General features: G+C 38.8%; 21 protein-coding genes. 7 read left to right on the top strand and 14 right to left on the bottom strand.

Annotated elements, in window-relative coordinates; all coding sequences use genetic code 11:
- The first annotated feature begins 18 nt into the window (after positions 1-18).
- From ACULLG_RS08055 to ACULLG_RS08045, 3 genes are all read left to right on the top strand, one after another.
- On the top strand, positions 19-1,113 hold the full coding sequence (locus ACULLG_RS08055; protein WP_452126253.1) for a Nif3-like dinuclear metal center hexameric protein: 1,095 nt from the start codon (positions 19-21) through the stop codon (positions 1,111-1,113).
- Positions 1,114-1,119: 6 nt separating this feature from the next.
- Entirely contained in the window at positions 1,120-1,899 is a 780-nt protein-coding gene (locus ACULLG_RS08050; protein WP_452126252.1) for a zinc ribbon domain-containing protein, read from the top strand.
- A gap of 212 nt (positions 1,900-2,111) precedes the next feature.
- A complete protein-coding gene (locus ACULLG_RS08045; RefSeq protein WP_452126251.1) occupies positions 2,112-2,501 on the top strand; it encodes a DoxX family protein in 390 nt (129 codons plus the stop codon).
- 48 nt (positions 2,502-2,549) lie between these two features.
- Here ACULLG_RS08045 and ACULLG_RS08040 read toward each other — a convergent pair whose 3' ends face one another.
- The 5 genes from ACULLG_RS08040 to ACULLG_RS08020 all read right to left on the bottom strand — a co-directional run bounded on the left by ACULLG_RS08040 (position 2,550) and on the right by ACULLG_RS08020 (position 6,520).
- Positions 2,550-3,890 carry an FAD-dependent oxidoreductase gene (locus ACULLG_RS08040; protein WP_452126250.1) on the bottom strand — a complete coding sequence of 447 codons (1,341 nt, stop codon included), beginning with the start codon at positions 3,888-3,890 and terminating at the stop codon, positions 2,550-2,552.
- Positions 3,891-4,215: 325 nt separating this feature from the next.
- Positions 4,216-4,764 (bottom strand): ClpP family protease, encoded by a 549-nt coding sequence (locus ACULLG_RS08035; RefSeq protein WP_452126249.1) that lies wholly within the window; start codon positions 4,762-4,764, stop codon positions 4,216-4,218.
- A gap of 84 nt (positions 4,765-4,848) precedes the next feature.
- Positions 4,849-5,676: a mechanosensitive ion channel family protein gene (locus ACULLG_RS08030; protein WP_452126248.1), complete on the bottom strand. Its 828-nt coding sequence runs from the start codon at positions 5,674-5,676 to the stop codon at positions 4,849-4,851.
- 25 nt (positions 5,677-5,701) lie between these two features.
- A complete protein-coding gene (locus tag ACULLG_RS08025; protein ID WP_420321829.1) occupies positions 5,702-5,890 on the bottom strand; it encodes a hypothetical protein in 189 nt (62 codons plus the stop codon).
- Positions 5,891-6,520, bottom strand: coding sequence for an RNA polymerase sigma factor (locus tag ACULLG_RS08020; RefSeq protein WP_452126247.1), 630 nt, complete (start codon positions 6,518-6,520; stop codon positions 5,891-5,893).
- 96 nt (positions 6,521-6,616) lie between these two features.
- Between ACULLG_RS08020 and ACULLG_RS08015 the strand changes: the two genes are divergently transcribed.
- Positions 6,617-7,291: a hypothetical protein gene (locus ACULLG_RS08015; RefSeq protein WP_452126246.1), complete on the top strand. Its 675-nt coding sequence runs from the start codon at positions 6,617-6,619 to the stop codon at positions 7,289-7,291.
- A gap of 11 nt (positions 7,292-7,302) precedes the next feature.
- On the opposite strand, the gene ACULLG_RS08010 is transcribed toward ACULLG_RS08015, so the two are convergent.
- Positions 7,303-8,451: an MFS transporter gene (locus ACULLG_RS08010; RefSeq protein ID WP_452126245.1), complete on the bottom strand. Its 1,149-nt coding sequence runs from the start codon at positions 8,449-8,451 to the stop codon at positions 7,303-7,305.
- A 129-nt stretch (positions 8,452-8,580) separates the two neighbouring features.
- Between ACULLG_RS08010 and ACULLG_RS08005 the strand changes: the two genes are divergently transcribed.
- Positions 8,581-9,447, top strand: a complete 867-nt coding sequence (locus ACULLG_RS08005; RefSeq protein WP_452126244.1) for an AraC family transcriptional regulator — start codon at positions 8,581-8,583, stop codon at positions 9,445-9,447.
- Here the strand turns inward: ACULLG_RS08005 and kynU are convergent.
- Positions 9,436-10,704, bottom strand: a complete 1,269-nt coding sequence (gene kynU, locus ACULLG_RS08000; protein WP_452126243.1) for a kynureninase — start codon at positions 10,702-10,704, stop codon at positions 9,436-9,438. The genes ACULLG_RS08005 and kynU overlap by 12 nt on opposite strands.
- A gap of 49 nt (positions 10,705-10,753) precedes the next feature.
- Complete coding sequence (locus ACULLG_RS07995) at positions 10,754-11,218, bottom strand: GNAT family N-acetyltransferase (RefSeq protein WP_452126242.1); 465 nt, start codon at positions 11,216-11,218, stop codon at positions 10,754-10,756.
- A gap of 66 nt (positions 11,219-11,284) precedes the next feature.
- On the opposite strand from ACULLG_RS07995, the gene ACULLG_RS07990 reads away from it, so the two are divergent.
- Positions 11,285-11,926 (top strand): O-methyltransferase, encoded by a 642-nt coding sequence (locus ACULLG_RS07990; RefSeq protein WP_452126241.1) that lies wholly within the window; start codon positions 11,285-11,287, stop codon positions 11,924-11,926.
- Here ACULLG_RS07990 and ACULLG_RS07985 read toward each other — a convergent pair.
- The 6 genes from ACULLG_RS07985 to ACULLG_RS07960 form a co-directional block, all read right to left on the bottom strand.
- The gene (locus ACULLG_RS07985; RefSeq protein ID WP_452126240.1) at positions 11,904-12,464 is read right to left on the bottom strand and encodes a phosphatase PAP2 family protein; all 561 of its coding nucleotides are present in this window, start codon (positions 12,462-12,464) and stop codon (positions 11,904-11,906) included. The genes ACULLG_RS07990 and ACULLG_RS07985 overlap by 23 nt on opposite strands.
- Before the next feature lie 2 nt (positions 12,465-12,466).
- Positions 12,467-12,745 (bottom strand): Sec-independent protein translocase subunit TatA/TatB, encoded by a 279-nt coding sequence (locus ACULLG_RS07980; protein WP_190811625.1) that lies wholly within the window; start codon positions 12,743-12,745, stop codon positions 12,467-12,469.
- A 78-nt stretch (positions 12,746-12,823) separates the two neighbouring features.
- Positions 12,824-15,133 (bottom strand): M1 family metallopeptidase, encoded by a 2,310-nt coding sequence (locus tag ACULLG_RS07975; RefSeq protein ID WP_452126239.1) that lies wholly within the window; start codon positions 15,131-15,133, stop codon positions 12,824-12,826.
- A gap of 60 nt (positions 15,134-15,193) precedes the next feature.
- Complete coding sequence (locus ACULLG_RS07970; protein WP_452126238.1) at positions 15,194-15,697, bottom strand: DUF6702 family protein; 504 nt, start codon at positions 15,695-15,697, stop codon at positions 15,194-15,196.
- A gap of 186 nt (positions 15,698-15,883) precedes the next feature.
- Entirely contained in the window at positions 15,884-16,615 is a 732-nt protein-coding gene (locus tag ACULLG_RS07965; RefSeq protein WP_452126237.1) for a hypothetical protein, read from the bottom strand.
- Positions 16,616-16,670: 55 nt separating this feature from the next.
- A complete protein-coding gene (locus ACULLG_RS07960; protein ID WP_452126236.1) occupies positions 16,671-17,420 on the bottom strand; it encodes a hypothetical protein in 750 nt (249 codons plus the stop codon).
- A 215-nt stretch (positions 17,421-17,635) separates the two neighbouring features.
- Between ACULLG_RS07960 and ACULLG_RS07955 the strand changes: the two genes are divergently transcribed.
- Positions 17,636-18,941: hypothetical protein (locus ACULLG_RS07955; RefSeq protein WP_452126235.1), on the top strand; the 1,306-nt coding region annotated here is incomplete at its 3' end.

Here is an 18,941-nt window from a genome sequence, read left to right as displayed (position 1 = left end):
CAACTTAAGAAATAGCAAATGACGGTAAAGGATATTACAAATCTATTGGAAGAGCTCGCCCCACTTCAACATGCCGAGAGTTTTGATAATGTGGGTCTATTGGTTGGGAGCAACAATATGGAGGTTAAAGGGGTTTTGGTAACCCTGGACACCTTGGAAGAAGTGGTTGATGAAGCCATTGAGAAAGAATGCAACCTCATTGTAAGCTTTCATCCCATAATTTTCAAAGGGCTTAAAAAACTTACTGGATCCAACTATGTTGAGCGCGTGGTCATGAAAGCCATTGCCCATAATATTGCCATTTATAGCATGCATACGGCTTTGGACAATAGCATTAATGGTGTAAATGCCAAAATTTGCGAGGTTTTGGAGATTCAAAACCCAAAAATTCTAATTCCCAAATCCAACGTTATAAAAAAGTTGGTTACATACGCTCCGTTAGAGTCGGCAGAGTCGGTCAAATCAGCTTTGCATCAAGCTGGAGCCGGCGAAGTGGGCAATTATAGCAATTGTAGTTTTAGTACCGAGGGTGTCGGTAGCTTCAAACCCAATAAAGGCACAAGTCCGACCTTGGGGGAAATAGGAAAGGTACATCATGAAAATGAAGTGCAAATCAATATAATTTTTTCCTTTGAAAAGGAGGCAAGTGTATTGAAAGCGCTTTTTGAAAACCATCCCTATGAGGAAATCGCTTATGAACTTACCACCCTAGACAATACCAATATTAATATTGGTATGGGGATGATCGGAGAACTTGAAATCGCAATGGAGGAGGAATCCTTTCTTAAAATGATAAAAGAACGAATGAACGCTTCTGTAGTCCGACATTCCCAATTACGACACAAAAAAGTAAAAAAAGTGGCTGTTTTGGGCGGAAGTGGAGCTTTTGCAATCTCTGCCGCCAAGAAGGCAAAAGTTGATGTTTTTATTACTTCCGACATAAAATACCATGAGTTTTACCAAGCAGAAGGGCAATTGGTCATTGCCGATATCGGGCACTTTGAAACAGAGCAGTTTACAAAAGAGTTATTGGTTGATTATCTTATCAAAAAAATTCCTAATTTTGCAGTCGCGTTATCGGAAAGTATAACAAATCCCATCAAGTATTTATAAAAATTTATGGCGAACAAGAAAGAAAACACCGTGGAAGATAAACTAAGAGCACTTTATGATTTGCAGTTGATCGATTCCAGGGTTGATGAAATACGCAATGTAAGAGGTGAATTACCATTGGAAGTACAAGATTTGGAAGATGAAGTACTTGGCCTTAAAACCCGTATGGATAAATTGAAGACCGATGTTGAAACGGTTAATTTTGAAATTGCTGCTAAAAAGAACCTTATCGAGGAGTCCAAGGTATTGATGAAAAAATATGCCGAGCAACAAAAGAATGTTAGAAATAGCCGTGAATTTAATTCCTTGAGCAAAGAAATTGAGTTTCAAGAACTTGAAATTCAATTGGCCGAGAAAAATATCAAGGAATTCAAAGCCCAGATAGAACAGAAAAAAGAGGTAATATCAGAAACCAAAGAAAAATTATCTGAGCGCGAAGGGCATTTGAAACACAAAAAGAGTGAGTTGGATGCAATTCTTTCCGAAACGGAAAAAGAAGAAAAAGCGCTTTTGAAGAAATCGGAAGAATTTGAGGATAAAATCGAAGAGCGATTGATTCAGGCATACAAGCGAATTCGACATAATGTTAAAAACGGTTTGGCGGTTGTAGCTGTAGAACGTGGTGCATCCGGAGGTTCTTTCTTTACCATTCCGCCACAGGTTCAGGTTGAAATTGCTTCGCGCAAAAAAATCATTACTGATGAGCACAGTGGAAGAATCTTGGTAGATCCGCTACTTGCAGAGGAGGAACAGACCAAAATGCAAAAATTGTTCTCCAAGATTTAGACCTCAATTCAATTGTAAAAATATAAGCCACCTTTTTTAGGTGGCTTTTTTTTGACCTTTTGTTAAAGTACCCGAGCAAACAATTTCAAGTTTTCGGCTCAACTGCTCATCTGGTTTATTCACCTACAGATTTTTTTAATCCATCTACCAAAGCAAAATAGTCTCTTTTTAAAATACTAGATTGATTTACATAAATCTTAAATAATAATGCCATGAAAAGACAATACTTAGCTTATTACATTTTTTTGGGGTTATTTTCATCCATGATCTTAGCCTCTTTGTACAAACATCTGTTTTTCTATGAAACCATGGTGCAGGAATATGCTCAACTTGGCTATCCAGAGCATTTGATCAAGCCCTTGGCAATTGCTCAATTTTTTGGACTAATCCTGATCATTTACAATAAAAGTAAAAGGTTATTGGAATGGGCCTACGGAGGGTTTATTTTAAACCTGGTATTTGCCATTATCGCTCATTATGTTTCCAAATATGGGAACGGTGCCCCAGCTGTGATCTGTCTTGCTCTATTGTTTACCACTTATTTTTTGGGTAACAAGCGAAGTTCCGTCCAATACTCAGATAGCATAGCCTTATCTGCATAGAGTTTGTTATTCAGAACGTTAGAAGCGGCCAATGGCCGCTTTTAATGTTTATAACATGTCCAAAATTTTCTTTTCCACTTCTATGGAATCCCATTTTTCGGCTATATCTGGAATTTGCATTACCTCTTTCATGATCTTTTCCTGCATATCCCCTATCGCCAGTGCTTCTGCATATGGTTTATCTGAAAAAGTGACCCTGCTATATACCGGAATCCATTTGTTCGGATGTTTCTTTGAAAACCATTTTTCGATTTTCTTTTGAAGTAAAAATTTCTGGTCAGCAGTTTTGCTGCTCATCTCAATAAAATTGCGATAGCTTAATTCAGCAATGGCATCCGCATTTGGTTTGCGCTGTTTTTGGTATTCTGAAAAAATAGTCTCCCAATCATCTCCATGCAGTCCCATCAACTGGTTAAGCACAAAAATATCTTCAAATCCTGCATTCATACCTTGCCCATAAAAAGGAACAATGGCGTGCGCTGAATCACCTACGAGTGCCACTTTATTCCAATATGTCCATGGGTAGCACTTCATGGTAACCATGGCGCTTGTAGGATTTTTGAAAAAATCCTTGGTTAGATTCTCAATTTCCTTCCTAACATTTGGAAAATAAGTCTTGAAGAAGTCCTGGGCCTCTTTTTTATTGGTAATGCTCTCAAACGACACAGGTCCTTCAAAAGGCAAAAAGAGTGTACAAGTAAAACTTCCATCAATATTGGGCATTGCGATGAGCATAAATTTCCCTCTGGGCCAAATATGAAAGGAATTTTTCTCCAATTTATGGGAACCATCCTCGTTGGGTGGAATGGTGAGTTCTTTATAGCCTACATTTATGAAACTTTGCGAGTAATCGAACCTACTTCGTCGCTGCATTTTGTGTCGTACCCTTGAAAAAGCACCATCGCAACCAAATATTAGATCGTATTGATATTCCTTCCATTCGCTTTTCTCCGTTTCACCAGTGTACAACTTGGCTTCCGGAAGGTTGATATCCCATACTTTTTCATTGAATTGAAATTTAGCCCCTGTTTCCTCAGCCAAATCAATCATTTTTCTATTTAAAATTCCTCTGGAGATGGACCAAATTGCCTCTCCATCCTTACCATATTTTTGAAAATAAACAGGCTTATCATTTACGTGCATTGCCCTTTTCTCCAAGGGAATTGCGATTTCCTTGATACTATTTTCCAAGCCGACTTCACGTAGTGACCTCCATCCCCTATTGCTCATGGCCAGATTAATTGAACGACCCGAAAATTCAACGGTCCGAATATCGGGTCTGCGATCAAACACCGTTACCTTATGTCCTCTTTTCTTTAAATAAATGGCTAGAAGCGACCCCACCAATCCAGAACCGATGATGGCTATATTTTTGGATGTCTGTATCATAAGTGCCTTTGGCCCAATTGGTGTTAAGCGATAAAAATAAGGAATAATGTGCGATTGAATTTGTTCTTCATTGTTCAAATGCTTGGTAATCCAGCTTCTTTTTTGTGGTAAATCCAACAGGAAAGTGAATTGTCATTCTTTTTCACATTTTTTAACATTTCAAAAAGGGCTTTTGGTATCAAAATTGACGTATATCTTATAAATATTCCGCTTCGGCGTCCATATATATGCAAAAGGTCCTTCATAAATTTATGAAGGACCTTTTCCCTTTTTGTACACTTCGACAATCCTTCGACAAGCTCAGGATGACACCAATGTGGTTATTTTATTCTAGAATCCCATCGACAATGCCATAGGCGATGGACTCTTCTGCTCCCATCCAATAATCGCGATCAAAATCTTTCATCACCTTGTCATAATCCTGTCCGCAATTTTCCGCCAAAATCTTCGCACCTAGTTCTTTTGTCTTGATGATTTCCTTGGCTTGAATTTCAATATTACTGGCCTGTCCGCGTGCTCCACCGCTAGGCTGGTGAATCATTACACGGGCGTGCGGCTGTATAAAACGTCTTCCTTTTTCACCCACGGACAACAGAATAGATCCCATTGAAGCCGCCAATCCAGAACAAACTGTGGAAACAGGGCTTTTTATTTGTTTTATGGTATCGTAAATCGCAAAACCAGAAGTCACATACCCTCCCGGGCTATTGATGATCAGCTGAATTTCTTTGTTATTTTGCAAATCCAAATAGAGCAAACGGTCTATAACGTGCTTTGCCGAATCATCATCCACCATTCCCCATAAAAACACTTTGCGCTCTTCGAGCAACTTTTCTTGGACCAACTCTTGTACCTTTCCTTTTTTTGAACTCATTCTTTAGGTTTTGAAAGTTTCAAAATTAATCAAATTCCAAAGAAGTTTTGGGTACAAGTGTTGCTCTTTGTTGAAATAAAATAATCAGGACTTTATCTCGACCTTTTCTGAAACCACATCTTTAATAGGGATCACAAACTTTCCATCTTTTGTGGTCAAGGTAAGTGAATTATTTTCAATAGCTTCAATAGTCCCCGTATGTCCAGCAATTACAACTTTGTCGCCCACGGCATAGGTCCTCCGGGTATAAAACGATCTTAAAAGGTCTGTTATCACATCCCTGGAACCCAATCCAAGACCTAAGGCAAAGGCCAGCAAGAACGCTCCCAAAATCATGGTAATGTTGTTTGTAATAATGGAGGTGTCAATTCCGGCTTGGTTCAAAGCGGTGATTGAAATAAAAATTACAATGATGTAAAACAGGAGATTGCTCACCAAATTAGATCCTCCAAACTCAAGGGAATCGAACAGTTTTTTCACTGTTTTCTTTACAAAATTTCCAATATAAAGGCCTATCATCATTAAGGCCAATGCGCTGAACAATCTTGGTAAATAGCGCAAAAGGTTTCCTATTTCTGTGGAAATGATCTCCCAACTTAAAATATCGGCGGCAACGATCAAGAACACCAAGAGCAAAAACCACTTGGCAAATCCAAGAATAACCTTTATTATATCTATTTTGAAATCTCCCTTGCCAAACAAATCCATATCATTGATTTTCTCGCTCAATGCATCTGCTTTGGCCAATTTCAGAATCTTACCAAGAATAAAAAGTATGATCTTGGTAACAATCCAGCCTATTAAAAGCACAATTAGTGCCCCGATTATTTTTGGCAAGGCCATGGCGATATCCCTTCCCATGGTGGTCAGGGAATCGAAGGTCAGGTTTTTCCATTCATTTATAGTTTCCATATTCGTAGTATTTTAAGTATTCAGATTAATTGTTTCCCAAAGTTTTAAAGAGTTTGCGCAGAGCGGAACCAACATTGAAAGAAAACAATGATGCTAGATCAAGAATCAACTTTGCGGCCGCAATGTCGTTCATTACCTTTTTCTTCATTCCTGGTGGAACCTCTTTTAAGGAGGCCTCCAACTCTCTAAATGGATTTCTTCTCTTCTTTGCCATCTACGGTAAGGTATTATAGATTTCCAATAGTTTTTCTTTTGCTCTCTTTAATCGCATCTTAACTGCGCTTTCCCCTATTTCCATTAGGGTTACAAGGTCTTTTATCGATGCTCCATCTTGATATTTCAGTAACAGGATGGATTTATCTTCTGCTGAAATAAGCTCCAAAGCCTGTTTTAGCTTATTGGTCTTCATCTCAAAAAGGCTTTCATCGGGTACTTCGGCGGTTAGCTTGTACTCCGAGTCTTCCACAGGAATGGATTTATCGCTCATTTTCCGCTGCTTGTTCCTATTTACATAGTTTACGCAGAAGTTATAGGTAAAAGAGTAAAGCCAAGTTGAAAACTTGGATTTACCTTTAAACATCTTCAGTTTTATGAACAATTGCAAGAAAACATCTTGCGTTAGATCCTCAGCTTCGTCCTGAGATCTTGCAAATCCATAGCATTTGTTATACACCATTCTTGCATAACGGTCGTACAGTTTACCAAACAGCAAAGGATTGTTGTTGGCCACAATCTTTTTCACCAACTCCTCATCCGATAGATGGGCATATGGGTCGTCTGCTTCCAATGATTTCTTATCAAGGTTATTTATAAGAATTAGAAACAGCCTTTTGAGAAAAGTCACTCTAACTGGATTGTGGTTATTGAATTGGTTGAAAATGTAACAGAAATATCACTTAATATAAATTAAAATCAAATTACATTTGAAAAAAAATCCAAAATGAGAACCGCCCCTCTATTGATCTTCGTGTTTATTGTTGTTTTATGGAGTTGTAAAAACCAACCCAAAACTGTCGAAAAAGAAGGGGTGCCAGAGCAAACCATCCCGGAAAAAATTGCACATGCCCACGGCTTCAAAAATTGGAAATCCGTACAAGAATTCACTTTTACCTTCAATGTTGATAGGGATACCACTCATTTTGAACGCACTTGGGTATGGAAACCAAAAACCAATGAGATTACCGCAATTTCCGAAAATGACACCCTGACTTATAATAGAAAATCCATGGATAGCATAGCTACCAAGGTCAATGCTGGTTTTATCAATGACCGTTATTGGATCTTGGCTCCTTTCAATCTCGTTTGGGATGCCAACAATTATACTTTTGAGCATACGGTGGGGGTTAGCTCCCCTATCAGTCAAAAACCTATGCAGAAATTGACCATTGTTTATGGCAACCAAGGTGGTTATACCCCTGGAGATGCGTATGATTTTTATTTTGGTGATGACTTTATCATTCGTGAATGGGTTTTTAGAAAAGCAAATCAACCTGAACCTTCAACGGTAACAACTTGGGAAGATTATGTGGAAATGGGCGGATTACAACTGGCCCAAGATCATAAGAAAGCTGAGGGTTCCTTTAGTTTAAACTTTACCAACCTAAAAGTTAACTAAAGCTGTTTTTTTCAGGCTTTGCTCCGTTTTAATCCCATGGTGACCATCAAAACCAAGAGCACACAACCCGTGAGCGTATAAAAACTATGTTTTAGCGAAGCTTCCTCGGCAACAAAACCCAAAATAACAGGACCCATTAAAAATCCCAAATAGCCTGTCCCTGCAATAAAGGAAACCCCTTTGGCCGAATCTACACCCCTCACATTTCCGCCAATGCGAAAAAGTTCAGGGATGATGACCGAAAAGCCAAGTCCATTGAGGGCAAAGCCAGCAATGGCCAATAGGGTATCTCCAGTTAGCACCAACCCGTAGCCCAAAGCTGCAACAACGGTTCCAAGGATAACAATTTTTACCGAGCCTATTTTTTCGCTGATACCATCTCCCAAAAAACGGCCAAGGGTCATGGCAATTGAAAATGCCAAAAAGCCCGAGCCTATCAGTGCTTCTGGAGCTAATGTTATCTCTTTTAGATAAAGACCGCTCCAATCTACAATTGCACCTTCACTACCCATGGTCACAAAAGCAATTATTCCAAGTAGAAACAGGGGTTTTAATAGCTTCAGGGAGAACTGTTCCTTGTCAACAACTGGGGAAACAATATGAATGTAGTTTTTGTAATAAAAAAGATGTATTACCAAAACAACCACCACGGTGACCGCCATATGTAATGCTGGATTTTCTATTACCGGAATCAAAAAGCTACCCAATCCAACAATAACACCACCCAAACTGAAAAATCCGTGAGCTGCTGACATAAAATTCTTTTTGTCCTCTTTTTCTATTTCCGTAACCAAAGTGTTCATAGCGATATCCGTTAGTCCGTTGGCCAGCCCAAAAACAAACAATGAAACCATGAGCAGATAATAATTGGGAGCCATCAAAGGGAAAATAGCTGTAAGGCTACACAGCAATACACAATACCAATTGGTTCTGCCAACCCCAAACCTATTGATAATCGCGGATGCCATCGGAAAAATGGTAAATACGCCAAGTGAAAGGCAGAAAATTGCGATTCCCAAGTCCGCCTTGTCAATATCCAATTTGTCTTTTACGGATGGAATGTATATTGCCCAAGTACCAAACCAAATGTTCAGACTTGTGAAAACCCAGGCCGGGGCAAAATATCTGGGATTGGAAAAAATCAATTGTAAGGATTTCATTGACAAAGCATATTGTTTCCACAAAATAACTATGGATTGATCAATGATTCATAGGATAGTTTATTCAAGAAATAGGCTATTTTATTCAATTTTAATCCATATAACATGTAAATAGGGTAATTTTACCATATGAAGCCTATACTTGAAGCCATCAATCTGCAAACAAATAGCTCACTTAAGGTTGAGAGTTATAACAATAAAAGCTATTGCGAATCGGCAGGATGGCATATTCATCCTGAATTTGAACTGGTTTTTGTAAAAAATGGCAATGGATGTTTGAATATTGGCTCCAAAAAAATGAACTACACCAACGGAACTTTGGTTTTTTTGGGTGGAAATATTCCACATGCGGATTTTGGAAACAAGGATAATGAAGACAATCTTGAAGTGGTCATCCAATTCAGAAAAGAGTTTTTAGTAGATAAACTAAAAGTATTCCCTGAACTTTTAGGAATTAAGGATTTGATTCAAAAATCAAAACAAGTAATGGTTTTCGGTTCAATTACCAAAGATGCATTGATGGAGAACTTCGAACGGTTTGAGCAGTTGGATAATCAAGGAAAATTAATCAATTTGCTCTCTATTTTGGATTATTTAAGTAGACATGGTGACTTTGTGCATCTTTTTGACTCCCCTCCAATCCACAAGTACAAAAAAAACGAGATCAACCGTCTTGAGGAGATTTTTGAGTATGTGAACTCCAATTATGCCAAAGATATTTCTGTATCCGAAATTTCTGGACAATTGGGATATACAGCCAATTCTTTTTGTAGGTTTTTTAAAAAAATGACCAAGAGAAGGTTTATGGATTTTGTGAACGCATATCGCATAGAGAAAGCGGTTGAAACCTTTAACGAAAATAACACCACGATTGCCTCGGTGATGTATACTACCGGGTTTAACGACCCTTCTTATTTTACAAAACAGTTTAAAAAATACCAGGGAGTAACCCCCAGTGTCTATTTGAAATCAAAATATGGCCAATCACTTGCTTAGAATACCACGCTTTAGAATCTGTCCAAAATTGTACATATCCGAGTAAGAGCAATAAAAAGGTGCTGGAGCCAATCGAATTACGTTGGGCTCACGCCAATCTGTAATCACACCATTTTTCATTAAATAATCGAACAAAGCCCTGCCCTCTCCATGCAAAAAGACAGAAAGTTGACAACCTCTTTCTTCCGGGGTAATGATTTCAAAAGAACTGGTGACTTCTTTATCAATTTCGTGCAGTACAAATTCAAGGTAAGCCACAATTTTCTTCTGTTTTTCAATCAAAGTCCGCATTCCAACCTCATCAAACAACTCCAAAGAGGCTAAATAGGGTGCTATGGAAAGTATCGGCGGGTTGCTCAATTGCCACGCATCTGCCGTATCAATTGGGTCGAACTCGGGTTTCATCAAAAACCTAGTTTCTTTTTTGGTACCCCACCAACCCTCAAAACGAGGTAGGTCTTTTTTACCTAAATGTCTTTCATGAACAAAAATACCGGAAGCATTACCGGGTCCGCTGTTCATATATTTATAACTGCACCAAGCAGCAAAATCCACTTCCCATTCGTGAAGTTCCAAAGCTATATTTCCGGCTGCATGGGCCAAATCCCAACCTACAACAGCTCCGACGGATTTTCCAGCACTTGTTATGGCTTTCATATCAAATACCTGCCCATTATAATAGTTCACGCCCCCTATTAAAACCAAGGCCAGTTCATCTCCAATTTCATCGATCTTTTGAAGGATATCTTCTTGCCTCCAAAAATGCTCTCCTTTTCGTTTTCTTACCTCCACTATGGCTTCTTCTGGGTCATATCCATGAAATCTTACCTGGCTTTGAAGCATATACTGATCGGAAGGAAAAGCCTTTTCTTCACATAAAATCTTGAATCTTTTTTGGGTAGGTCGATAAAACGATACCATCAACAAATGAAGATTAACGGTAAGCGTATTCATAACCGATATTTCCATTGGTTTTGCACCAACAACCTTTGAAAGTCCCTTTGCAAGACGTTCGTGATAATCCCACCAGGGTTTTTTGGCATAAAAATGACCTTCGACCGCGAGTTCCCGCCAATCTTTCATCACGTCATCAACAAACTTTTGGGTGCGCTTGGGTTGCAATCCCAATGAATTTCCCGTGAAATAGATAACTTCTTTTCCTGCTACTAGCGGATAGTGAAATTCATCTCGATATTTAGACAATGGGTCATCTGCATCCAACTGCTGTGCAAATTCCAAAGAATTTTGAAAGGTCATATAAAACAGTTTCTAATGAGTGTTGGTAAAGCTACTTCTTCTGGTCTAATTATTCCAGTCGCATTTCAATAATGTGCTTTTTAAAGCCCACTTTTTCATAGGCCTTTATAGCTGGGTCATTTTCATCATAAACCGTAAGACGTATTTCATTTAGCCCTTTTTTTGCCGACCAATCTTTAAGCGCCTGAATAATTTTGGAGTTCAATCCCCTGCCCCTATATTCTGGGAGGGTGTACATAAAACCCAGATATGAATAATATTCATGGTCCAGGTAATGCCTTGCCCTTCGTAATTGTGCATAACCAGATGCCACAATTTCCCCATTATGTTCAACAACAACTACACTGGAGTCTTCATCAGGAATCATTTGCTCAATATCATAATAACTTACAGGGTCTTCCTTTATCGTAATATCAAAGGGTCTTTCTGCATTGATGAGCTCTTGTTCAAATTGAAGAAGAACAGGTAGATCAGCATGCTTTGCTTCTCTTAATGTAAAATTGGCTAGCGACATATTAAACCATTAAAACAAATTGAATTCCAATGTACTTCTTTTCTATATTTTTACGAAAATTTATACATGCATTTCCTATCTCCATTATTGGAAAATTATATTGTTGAAAATTCGGAGACAGAACCTCCTCTATTGACTGAGCTTACCCGAGAAACACATTTGAAGGTAATTCAACCCCGAATGATCACTGGACATTTTCAAGGAAGAGTGCTTAGTTTACTTTCCAAGTTGATAAATCCAAAAAACATTCTGGAAATAGGAACGTACACTGGGTATTCCGCTATTTGTTTGGCAGAAGGGCTTCAAAAGGGCGGAGAACTCCATACTATTGAAATCAATGAGGAACTTCATCAAATGCAGCGTAAATATTTTGATAAAAGTGGTTATGGAGATCAAATTTTCCAACATACCGGAGATGCCGTAAACATTATTCCATCATTGGATCTTTGTTTTGACCTGGTTTTTATAGATGCCCAGAAAGTAAATTATGACGCTTATTTTGAGGCTGCTATCCAGAAAACAACTTCTGGAAGCATAATTCTTTCAGACAATGTGCTGTGGTCGGGAAAGGTTGTGGAAATTGTTGACAAATCGGATAAAGCTACAGCTGCGCTTGTCGAATACAACAAAAAGCTTAAAAACGACCCAAGGGTGGAAACCGTTATTCTTCCGATCAGGGATGGACTTACTTTAAGCCGGGTTCGATAAACTTCTGATAGGTTTTATAAAAAAGGATTGCTGCTAGTATTCCCACCAATGCCCCCACCAAAATGTCCAAAGGAAAATGTACTCCTACATATATTCTACTATAGGAAAATAATAAAGGCCAAATAAAGAAAATCCAAGACCATTTTGCCCTTTCCCGGAGCAACAAATAAACCAACAAGCCAATTGCCATTGAACTTGATGCATGGCCGGAAAAGAAACTGTAATCCACCGGGGTCTTCAATATTCGAATAAGGGAATTTATGGTTTCATCATTGCAAGGTCTGGGCCGTGCAACCCAAGTTTTGACCGTTTGTGTCAAAAAGGTAATGAACACCGTCAGTAAAGAAACCAATCCAATTTGAACAAAGGCTTTTTTCCAGGGAAACTTGATTAAGAACAGTAATAAAAACAGTATAAAAAGAGGAATCCAACTTTTGATCTCTGTCACAGTCACCCAGAAATCATCAAATTGTTCTGTTCCGAGGGAATTAAGATAAATTAAAGTATCATGATCCCACTGCAAGAGTTTTTTGAACATGGTTACTTGGTACTCCTTTTAACGGCACCGGTAACTTCATCCACATTCTTCTTTACTTCATTGAGTTCTTTTCGGATATCTTTGGTAAAGTCGGTATCGATACCCTGTTTTTCAGCACTTTTCTGGATTTCACGCTTTATATCGTCCGTGGCATCCCGCAGCTGGCGCATACCCTTGCCAAGGCCTTTTGCTATTCCTGGAATTTTATCGGCACCAAATACCATGACCACTATAAAGAGGATAAAAAATATTTCGGCTCCGCTAATAAATAGAAAATGCATGCAACAAATATAATGAGAAGAGATTGGTAAATAAAAAAAGCCCTGTGAAATCACAGGGCTTTTTTTGTTTTATTTTAATTATTTGCCTTTGATATTCTCTTTGAACTTATCAAAGTCAGATTTCTCATCTTTAATTGGCCAAGCATTGTTGGTGGTATCAATATCAGCTGTTTCCAACTTTGGATCTATCACAATGCCCACAAGCTCTTTTTGGGAGGAAAGGACTCTTTTTACCTCAGCATCGTTTTTTCTCCAAATCTCAGCTGGGTAAGTTATATTCTCTTTGCTTCCATCGGCATAGGTATACTCAACGATCAATGGCATTGGAATACCTCCTGGCTTGTCAAAAGTTACCTCGTAGAAGTACTTGGGCTCCTTGACCTGTGCTCTTTCCGCCTCGGTCATGTTATCCATCATAAACTCTTTCAAGTTTGTGGAAGTTTCCAAAGGTGACTTTCCTTTTAACTCAGGATCATAGTCCTCACTATCTTCTTCGGCCAAATATACCAATGGGGGCAAATCAGCTTCAGTCAGATTTCTATCGGCCATATACTTTTCCATTTGCTTGGTAGGTTTGTTGGAAACGTAGTACTTTTTAACACCTTTCACACCAATATCCACATAATCTGTGGTATAGAACCACCCTCTCCAATACCAATCCAAATCCACTGCAGATGCATCTTCCATGGTCCGGAAGAAATCTTCGGGTGTTGGATGCTTAAATTTCCAACGTTGCGCATAGGTTTTAAAGGCATGGTCGAACAATTCCTCACCCATAACAGTTTCTCTTAAGATGTTCAACGCTGTGGCAGGCTTGCCATACGCATTCGGTCCTAATTGATAAACGTTCTCTGGATTGGACATGATTGGAGAAATATAGCTTTGATCTCCGGCCATGTAAGGCACTATTTTAGCTGCCTCCCCTCTTCGAGATGGATATTTATCGTTTGGAGCAATTACTTCGGGGTAGTTTTTACCAAATTCTTGCTCGGTCAAATATTGCATAAATGTGTCAAGACCTTCATCCATCCAACCCCATTGACGCTCATCAGAATTAACGATCATAGGGAAGAAATTGTGTCCTACTTCATGAATGATCACACTGATCATTCCATATTTTGTTCTATCGGAATAGGTGCCATCTTCATTCGGACGACCATAGTTCCAACAAATCATCGGATATTCCATACCTTGATTTTTGGCATGAACCGAAATTGCTTTGTGGTAAGGATAGTCAAATGTATGTTTTGAATAGGTCTTTAAGGTCTGAACAACTGCTTTGGTAGATTGTTCTTCCCAAAGTGGGTTACCTTCTTTTGGATACATGGAAACGGCCATAACATCTTTACCGCCAATTTTTACGGCCTGCATATCCCAAATAAACTTTCTTGAAGTGGCAAAACCATAATCACGCACATTGGTTGCCTTAAATTTCCATGTTTTCTTCTTTTCAGAAAAGGCTTTTTCCGCAGCTTCAGCTTCAGCTTGGGTAACTATAAGTACTGGCTTATCATACGACTTTTTAGCTTGCTTGTAACGCTTCATCATTTCTTTGGAAAAGACATCGTCCCTATTCTGAAGTACACCTGTGGCATCCAAGACATGATCCGCAGGAACTGTAATGCTTACATCGTAATTACCGAATGGAAGTGCAAATTCTCCACTTCCCCAAAATTGATGGTTTTGCCATCCTTCAACATCACTGTAAACAGCCATTCTTGGAAAGAACTGTGCAATTACATAGGCCCTGTTACCGTCTTTTGCAAAATATTCATAACCTGAACGACCTCGTCCTAATACGTGATTATTGATGTTGTACCACCATTTGATGGAAAATGAAATCTGCTCCCCACTTTTCAACGGCTTAGGTATATTTATCCGCATCATTGTCTGATTAATGGTATGGGACAAAGGTCTACCGTTGGCGTCCTTTACAAATTCAATATTAAAACCTCCATCAAAAGGTTCATTGATATAGGTATTTGTGAAATTGCCTGCCGTGTAGGCAAAATTTACACCACCACCATTTCTTAATGGGGATTTGGAGTCTTTTGCCCGGACATTCTGATCCAGTTGTACCCAAAGAAATTCTAAATCATCTGGTGAGTTATTGAAATAGGTAATGGTCTCTTCGCCATAAATTTTTTGATTCTTATCATCAAGCTCAATATTCATTACATAATCGGCTCGCTGCTGATAGTAATCTGGCCCTGGTGCTCCTGAAGCGGAACGATAGGTATTCGGGGTGGCGAACTCCTCATATAACTGTTTGAACTTACTCTGATTATAATGGCCGGGCTCCCTTTTTTCCTCGCCTTCTTCTTGGGCTACGGCCAAAGCACCAAAAAGGAACAGCATGGAAGCAAAACAATACTTGATTTTGAACATTTTATTTTTGATTTTAAACGGTGAAAAATAGGTTTTTTTTAACCAATTTTTAAGGATCAGTTATAAGTTTAACATTCCTTTATTATTCTCGCGGATAAGCACAAAACTCTTCTTTTGCCCTTTCCATTTGATATGTACTATATTCTGTTGTTCTTCGAACAGATCGGTTAATATTTCATTTTGAACGGTTATTGTTTTTACTTCGGGAAAGCTCACATCGGTTAACTCTAAATAACAGATAACAACATCGTTATCATAACGCTTGCCCAGAAAAGAGTAATCAACGTTTTCGTTGTTTAAAGTAATTGCGAATTTGGTCTTGAAGTATTTTTTGATATAATCATCGGCCACCTTGGATTCCTTTTCCGTAGCAAGTTCTGCCTTGACACCATATCGTTCTTCAAGAACTTGTTCAAGATCATCTATAAAGATCCGACTTGTAATTTGAAATGCGGCATCCTTTTTTGAATAGACCATATTGGTGACGCTCACATAGAATTTATGCGATATTGTAAAGGAAAATGAAAGGATGATCAAAAGTAAAAAGGCTACTTTTTTTCCCATTTTTAAGTGCATTCTATGGTAATAGACCTTCTTGTTCAATTTATGTTACGTTTTAAATGTTAAAATTGATTCTCGACTTTTCCTTCAACTGGCACAGGATGACAGCTCGATATGACCTTCCACTCCAACTATCCAACTATCCAACTATCCAACTATCCAAAAATAACAAAGGGTATGCCAAAAGTACTAGTCGATATTGTTGTTCTGTCTATACGTTCTGCTCTTCAACACCATAAAGTCCCATATTCTTAATTTATCTTTTGAGTTCACCACGGTTTGAAACTCCTCATCCACCTCGCAGAAATACATAAAGTCATCTATTTTTTCTAAGGGAATCTTCAAAGTTGTTACAAAAAGTGAATCCACATAAAAGCCTTGCACGTGTTGGGTACGAGCATATGCTTTATCCACTTTAACCCTGTTCTTCAGCATTTTTGTTCTTCCAGTAATGGCATTTATGATGGGATCCAATGGAGGTGTTAAAATCATTCCAACATTAAACTTTCCAAATGTCGCCTGCTGTAATTTACGTTCACTTTGTGTTGGTATTTTAGCATGGGCATTGGGTAATCCCAACGCTTCGGCACTAACATCTTTTTCCAACTGTAAACCATCCAAATCTTGGTCAAGATCTCCTGATAGATTATAGGGTTTTACGACAACTTCTTCCAATTCGTTCACAAATTCTTCCAAAGGAACCGATATAAAACTGGTATTCAAAAGTACCTTATCAACAATCAACATTTTTCTTTTGAACTGGACGGCGGAAAAAACCAAGGTATCGGTAAGTTTAACGGGAATTGAAAAATTTCCGTTAACATCAGTGATAACGGCCCTGGTTGAACTAACATTTTGCACCACTACACCAACAACATCTTTATCCAGGCTATAAACTCTTCCCTGGAGTACTTTCTGCATTGTTTCCTGAGCGACTCCAAATAAGGTAAATAAAGAAAATAGTATAAAAAGTAATTTATTCCTCATCCAATTCAGCCAAATAGGTTTTGCTGTGGGTAACCAAAAAATCGATCAACTGGAATTCATTTTCCTTCTTCAGTAGGGTATTGGAAGGAACCTTATCATCACAATACAGCAGAAAAGCATCAATTTGATCCTGTGGAAGTTTTAAATCGACCACAAAAAACTCATCATCATAAACGTGTCGAAGTACCTCGCTTACCTTCAAAGGTTCAGATTCTCCATCTTCGCCTTTTTTCTTGGATAAGGATTTATATAAAAGCTTAAAGATATTTCCAATATTAAGTCCATCGCGCATTCCTCTCTCGGTGCGTGACATAGCAATGTTTTCTACTTCCGTTCCCCGGTCAATTTCATATTCAAACCCCTTAAAATCCTCATTTTGCATTTCAAGGAACTTTTTTTGATTCTCTGGACTGACCACCACCTCATCTAGTTCGGTAATCTTTTCTGTCACCTCTACCACCAATCGGTTGTTTCGTAATATTTCCTCTGTTATCACAACAACTTCCAGTTGATAGTTCACTGCGGTAAAAACCAACTGATCACCCTCTTTGACCATTATAAAAAATTCACCTTCATCATTGGTGATTGTAGCCGTTTCGGCAGTTGCATTGATAACATTCTCATTCGGTACATTTGCCCCTCGATAAAGCACCTTTCCTCGAAGAGCTTGCCTACTTTCTTGAGCAATGGCAACCGTTGTGAACACTACAGAAAACAAAACCAAAAAGAGGTCTTTCATAAACATAAAGATTTAGTTGAAGTTAAAGAAAACTCTTGAAGTCCACATAAAAAAATAATGTCGTTCTAAACTTTTGTTAATTCTATCCAATAAACCAATTAAACTCCTTCCCATTCACCTTTGAACTATGGTATTTTGACGGTAATAATTAGAATAATCCAAACATATCAATAGTTTTGCGGTTTACGTTTGGAAATCCTCAAATAACAAACACTGTGAAAACGCGAATTGTACATTTGATCATTGGCCTACTTATGATCAGCTCTCTTAAGGGACAGATAAAAATTGGTGATAATCCACAAACTTTAGATCCCTCCTCCGTTCTTGAATTGGAAAGCACATCCAGGGTACTTGTAATAACCAGGGTGACCGATGCCCAAATGAATACCATTACCCCATTGCGAGGGGCTTTGGTTTATAACATTGACCAAGGATGCATTCATTACTACGATGGTACGGATTGGGTAAATATCTGCGAGGCGCTCGACAATTCGTTTACGGTAAGTACCGAGGCTGTTTTCAATCAATTTTCAAGAGATAGCACGGTAGTGGTAACCCAGACAGATGACAACTATAATTTTGAGGTAAACCTTATCACGGGAGACAACATTGTACCCACTTCCATAAACGGTGATGTTCATGTTCAACCAAGTTCAATTACCGGAGGACTGTTACAAGACGCCACTATCACATTTGACAAACTTGCCGATGGTGAAAACACGGGCGAAGTGTTACAATGGAACGGTAATGAATGGATTTTGGTGGATGAAACCGGACTTGTGGTCACCGAGGTCGATGGAGAAATTGGCAACGAAGTATTGGATGCAACCGCAGGAGGTTCATTGGTTCGTTCGGGAGCAGGTACTGACGTGGATCCTTTTACGTTGGATGTAAGCGATGGAGGTATCAACAATGCGGAATTGGCCACTGATGCAGTAACCACGGATAAAATCCAAATCGGAGCTGTAAATACAGATGACATAGCCAATTTAGCGGTGACAAATATTAAATTGGCCACTGATGCCATAACCAGTGATAAAGTTCAAGATGGACAGATAACTAGGGCCGATATAGCAGATGATGCTATAGATACAGCTAAGATAGGTACGGCCGGATTAGCGGAAGCAAATAGAATATTGGGAACCGATAACGCCGGTGACCCACAATGGCAAGACGCATCCGATCTTGCAACAAGTTTGGGAGAAGATGTAATATCAACCAACGGATCCATTTCGGGAGTCCAAAATGATGCTACACTTGTTGCCATGGACCTTGAAGTCAATGTTGATGGAACCACTATAGAAGTAGATGCCACAAACGGGGTGCAAATTGCTGATGATGGGGTTTCTAATGTCAAGCTAGCAGATAATTCAGTTAACACTTCAGAGATAATTGACAATGCCGTAACAACCGTGAAGATTCTGGACGCCAACGTGACCGATGTTAAACTTGCCAACGATGCGGTGACCAATGCCAAGATAGCCGACAATGCCGTGACCACCGCCGAGATAGGGACAGCCG

The organism is Flagellimonas sp. 2504JD1-5, assembly GCF_053618295.1.
This window is presented reverse-complemented; position numbering and strand designations above follow the sequence as displayed.